Origin of the sequence: Knoellia flava TL1, assembly GCF_000768675.1 — a bacterium.
GTDB classification, from domain to species: Bacteria; Actinomycetota; Actinomycetes; order Actinomycetales; family Dermatophilaceae; genus Knoellia; species Knoellia flava.
The window spans coordinates 1-4459 of record NZ_AVPI01000070.1 but is presented as its reverse complement, the minus strand read 5'-3'; the positions used below and the strand labels follow the sequence as shown (position 1 = coordinate 4459).

The 4459-nt window shown below is 74.2% G+C and carries 5 protein-coding genes; 3 read left to right on the top strand and 2 right to left on the bottom strand.

The features are described from left to right. On the bottom strand, positions 1–1559 hold a 1559-nt coding region (locus N798_RS15740; RefSeq protein ID WP_035950385.1), incomplete at its 3' end, for a UvrD-helicase domain-containing protein. A gap of 60 nt (positions 1560–1619) precedes the next feature. Continuing rightward, positions 1620–2834 (bottom strand): ThiF family adenylyltransferase, encoded by a 1215-nt coding sequence (locus tag N798_RS15735; RefSeq protein WP_308738181.1) that lies wholly within the window; start codon positions 2832–2834, stop codon positions 1620–1622. 92 nt (positions 2835–2926) lie between these two features. On the opposite strand from N798_RS15735, the gene N798_RS15730 reads away from it, so the two are divergent. The 3 genes from N798_RS15730 (at position 2927) to N798_RS15720 (ending at position 4325) form a co-directional block, all read left to right on the top strand. Next, on the top strand, positions 2927–3568 hold the full coding sequence (locus tag N798_RS15730) for a TetR/AcrR family transcriptional regulator (RefSeq protein ID WP_035950382.1): 642 nt from the start codon (positions 2927–2929) through the stop codon (positions 3566–3568). 61 nt (positions 3569–3629) lie between these two features. Continuing rightward, the gene (locus tag N798_RS15725) at positions 3630–3872 is read left to right on the top strand and encodes a DUF3107 domain-containing protein (protein ID WP_035950379.1); all 243 of its coding nucleotides are present in this window, start codon (positions 3630–3632) and stop codon (positions 3870–3872) included. 183 nt (positions 3873–4055) lie between these two features. Beyond that, entirely contained in the window at positions 4056–4325 is a 270-nt protein-coding gene (locus N798_RS15720; RefSeq protein WP_035950375.1) for a GlsB/YeaQ/YmgE family stress response membrane protein, read from the top strand. The last annotated feature ends 134 nt before the right edge of the window (positions 4326–4459 follow it).

Genomic DNA, 4459 nt, shown 5'->3' with positions numbered 1-4459 from the left:
GCGGCGACACCCGCACGGATCATCCGGCCGACGCGCTGCACCGAGCGCCCCTCGATCCCGAGCCGGTCGTGGACGGCGGGGCGCAGGAGCACCTCCGCGAGGAGCTCGTCGCTCGTGCGCGAGCCCCCGGCGTCGAGCTCGTCGCGCCGCAGCGCTCGGCGCAGGCGGCGCAGCTCGACCGGGTCCGCCGCACCGAGCGGCGACACGAGGACGTCCAGGGCGGTGTCGACGGGCACGTCCTGCGTGCGGCGCAGCCCGAGGTCGATGACGACCTGGAGCAACGAGAGGAGTGGCCGCACGGCCGGCTCGTCGCGCACCGGAAGCTCGGCCTCGGCGGCGCTCACCGGCACTCCGGCCGACTGGAGCGCACGGCGCAGGGCTGCGCTGCGGGCCTGCCCACGGACCACGACCGCCATGTCGGCCCACGACACCCCGTCGAGCAGGTGGGCGGCTCGCAGCCGGGCCGCGACGAACCCGGCCTCCTGGCTGGCCGAGCGCAGCAGGTGGACCTCGACGTCGCCGCCGGGCGCGGCCGGCTCGGTGCGTCGGTGCGAGACGTCCCCGAGGACGCCCACGTGCCCGGCGACGGCTCCGGTGACGTGGAGCAGCCGCTCGGGGAGGCGGTGGCTGCGCGGCAGAACGAGGGTCGGACCGTCGCCGAGGACGGCCCACTCCCGCGCCAGCAGCGCAGGGTCGCCGCCGCGGAAGGTCTGGGTGGCGCTGTCGGGGTCACCGAGGAGGACGGTGCCAGCGGCCGGAGCGACCCGGCGCAGCACGTCGAGCAGGCGCAGCGCCGCCGGCGTCATCTCCTGGGCGTCGTCGACGACGACGAGCCGCAGCGCCGAGGTCACGGCGTCCGCGAGGGCGGGGTCCCCGTCGAGCGCGCCCGCCGCCGCGCCGAGGATCTGGGCAGGGTCGAATCCTCCGGGCGTGAGGAGGGCGGTGACCTCGTCGTACTCGCGCAGCAGGTCGGCCCCGGCCACCCACTCCTCGCGGTCGTGCTCGTGCCCGAGCCGCTCGAGGTCGTCGGCGCCGAGCCCGAGCTCGACGGCACGCATGAGCAGGTCGCGCAGCTCGGCCCGGAAGGCGCGCGTCGGCAGCGCGAGCCGGACCCGCTCGGGCCAGCGCGGACCGGGCGTCTCGCCCGACGCGTGGCCGGCGAGCAGCTCGCGAAGGACGACGTCCTGCTCGGGGCCGCTGAGCAGCCGCGGCGCCTCGTCACCCGCCAGCGCCGCAGCAGCACGCAGCACCCCGAACCCGAACGACGGGAAGGTCCGCGCCAGCGGCTCGGTCGAGGTCCCACCCACCCGGGCGGTGACCCGGTCGCGCAGTCTCGCCGCGCCTCGCCTCGAGGCGGCGAGGACGAGGCACTGCTCGGGTCGCAGCCCGTCGGCGACCTGGGCGGCGACGAGCTCGACCGCCACGGTCGTCTTGCCCGTGCCGGGGGCGCCGAGCACCCTCAGCACCCCGCTCCCGCGCCAGTCGACGACGGTCTGCTGGACCGCGTCGAGGGCAGGCTCGACGACCTCGGCGGTCGCGGCTCGTCGCAGGGTCAGCACACCCCGAATCCCATCACGCCCGACCGACACCCCGCCTCGCCCGGTCGCGTCCGGCCCGCGTCAGTAGGTCGGCTGGCTGGGGTCGACGTCGCGCACCCACGCGAGGACGCCGCCGGTGACGTCGAGGGCGTCGACGCCCTCGGCACGCAGCCGCTCCACGGCCTCCGCAGAGCGCGCCCCCGTCTTGCAGTGCACGAGCACCTGTATGCCGTCCGCGACCTGCGCGAGCGCCTCCCGTCCGCGGGTGCGCACCTCGCCGAGCGGGACCGCGAGCGCTCCGGGGATGACGACGACGTCGCGCTCCCCCGGCTCCCGCACGTCGAGGAGGACGAAGTCGTCGGCGCCGGCCTCCCGCGCGCGCAGACGGGTCGCGAGGTCGCTCGCGGACACCGCCGGCAGCCCGTTCGGCTCGCCCTGCGCCGTCGTCTCGTGGGCCTGGACGTCCTCGATCCCCAGCGGTGCGCGCTCGTCCGCCTCGACGCCGCAGACGGCGCAGTGCGGGTCCGCGGCGACGGCGATCGTGCTCCACTCCTGCCGCCACGCGTCGTGGAGCAGGAGCCTGCCGACGAGGGGTTCCCCGCCACCGACGAGCAGCTTGACGACCTCCTCCGCCATGACCGAGCCGACGGCGCCGACGCTCGCGCCGAGCACGCCTCCGGTCGAGCAGGAAGGGACCGCACCCGGTGGCGGTGGCGTGGGGAAGACGCAGCGGTAGCAGGGCCCGACGCCGGCCCACCAGACACTCACCTGCGCGTCGTGCTGGTAGACCGAGCCCCACACGTGCGGGACGCCGAGGCGCCCGCACGCGTCGCCGACGAGGTAGCGGGTCGGGAAGTTGTCGGCGCCGTCGACGACGACGTCGTGGTCGGCGACGAGGTCGAGGACGTTGGCGGACGTGAGGCGCTCGGCGACGGGCCTGACCTCGACCTCCGGTGCGAGCCTGGCGAGCGCGTCCACCGCGGAGGCGGTCTTGTCGCGTCCGACGTCCGCCACCCCGTGGACGACCTGTCGCTGGAGGTTCGTCGGGTCGACGACGTCGTCGTCGACGACGGTGAGGCGCCCGACCCCGGCCGCGGCGAGGTAGAGCAGGACCGGCGACCCGAGGCCACCCGCCCCGACGACGAGCACCCGGGCGGACCGCATCCGCCGCTGCCCCTCGTCACCCACCCCCGGGAGGATGACGTGCCGCGCGAAGCGGGTCCGCTCACGGGGTGAGAGCGCCTCGCCGAGGGGCGCGACCGGCATACGGGCGCTTGTCGCGCCGAAGGCGTTCACGACCGCCACGATACGTCGGTCGTCCTTGCGGGCCCTCGCCGTTCCGTACCATGACGACGACCACACGAGTTCGACCCGCAGACAGGACCGTCATGGACACGAGCCCTCCCCGCGGCCAGCGGATGCCCCGATCCGAGCGACGCGCCCAGCTGCTCGACGCCGCCCAGGCCGTCTTCGTCGAGCGGGGCTACCACGCGGCCGCCATGGACGACATCGCCGAGCACGCGGGCGTCTCCAAGCCGGTCCTCTACCAGCACTTCCCCGGCAAGCTCGAGCTCTACCTCGCGCTTCTCGACCAGCACTGCGACACCCTCGAGCGGCTCGTCCGTGAGGCACTCGCCCGCCCCACCGAGGACAACCAGGAGCGGGTCGCCGCGACGATCAGCGCCTACTACGACTTCGTCTCGCGCGAGGGCGCTGCCTTCCGGATGGTCTTCGAGTCCGACCTCACGAGCGTGCCGCAGGTGCGGGCCCGGCTCGACAGCCTCGAGCTGTCGTGCGCCGAGGCCATCGCCGACGTCATCGTCCAGGACTCGGGCATCCCCGACGAGCAGGCGATGCTCCTCGGCGTCGGTCTCGCGGGCATGGCCCAGATCACCGCCCGCCACTGGCTCGCCGCCGAGTCCGACCTCGCCCGCGACGAGGCCAGCGCCCTCGCCACCGCCCTCGCCTGGCGCGGTGTCGGCTCCCTGCCGCGGGTGGGCGGGGAACGTTCCGAGGCGGCACACGGTTAGCCTCCTCGGAAACGGTGTGCGGCCCTCGCCGCGCGCCACCGCGAACCGAAGGGATCAGACCGTGGAGGTCAACATCGGCGTGCAGAACGTCGCACGCGAGATCGCACTCGAGACCGACGCGTCCGCCGACGAGGTCGCGCAGGCGGTCGACGCCGCGCTCGTCGACGGCGGGGTGCTCCGGCTCACCGACACCAAGGGCCGTCAGGTCATCGTGCCCGGTCGTTCGCTCGGCTGGGTCCAGGTCGGCGAGTCCGAGAAGAGCCGCGTCGGGTTCGGCCAGATCCGCCCCGACATGGCCGACTGAGGACGCGTCGGCCACGCTCCCGCGAAACCCGCTCTGACCTGCCGGGATGACGCGCCTCCGAGTCCGAAAATGGGCCGACGCGCTCCCGGCTCGGGCCCCCTCTTGTGGCATAGGGTCGAGATGTCAGGTCGTCATTCAGACGGCCCACCTCGCGCCCGAGAGGGCCAGAAAGGAGCGGTTCCCGTGATCGGAACCATCATCGGCGCCATCATCGTCGGTGCCATCATCGGAGCGCTGGCTCGGCTCGTCCTCCCCGGACGGCAGAGCGTCTCGGTGCTCGTCACCGTGATCCTCGGAATCCTCGGCTCGCTCATCGCATCGTGGCTCGTCTACCAGCTGGGCTACAACAACGAGAACGGCGGGTTCCAGTTCATCCCGTTCCTCGCCGGCATCGTCGTCGCCGCCCTGCTCATCGTCGGCTACGGCATGGCCACCGGCAAGAAGCAGGTCTGACGCTCCACACCCGAACGACGACGAAGGCCCCGCTCCTCATGGAGCGGGGCCTTCCTCGTGTCCGGGCCTTCTCGTCCGGACAGGCCGCTTCCGTATGCCGGCCGGAGGCTCAGGCCGTGAGGCCGAGCCGCGCC

Bases quoted from the DNA above. Each gene is read 5' to 3' on its own strand.
- N798_RS15730 (WP_035950382.1), top strand. From the start codon at position 2,927: ATGGACACGAGCCCTCCCCGCGGCCAGCGGATGCCCCGATCCGAGCGA.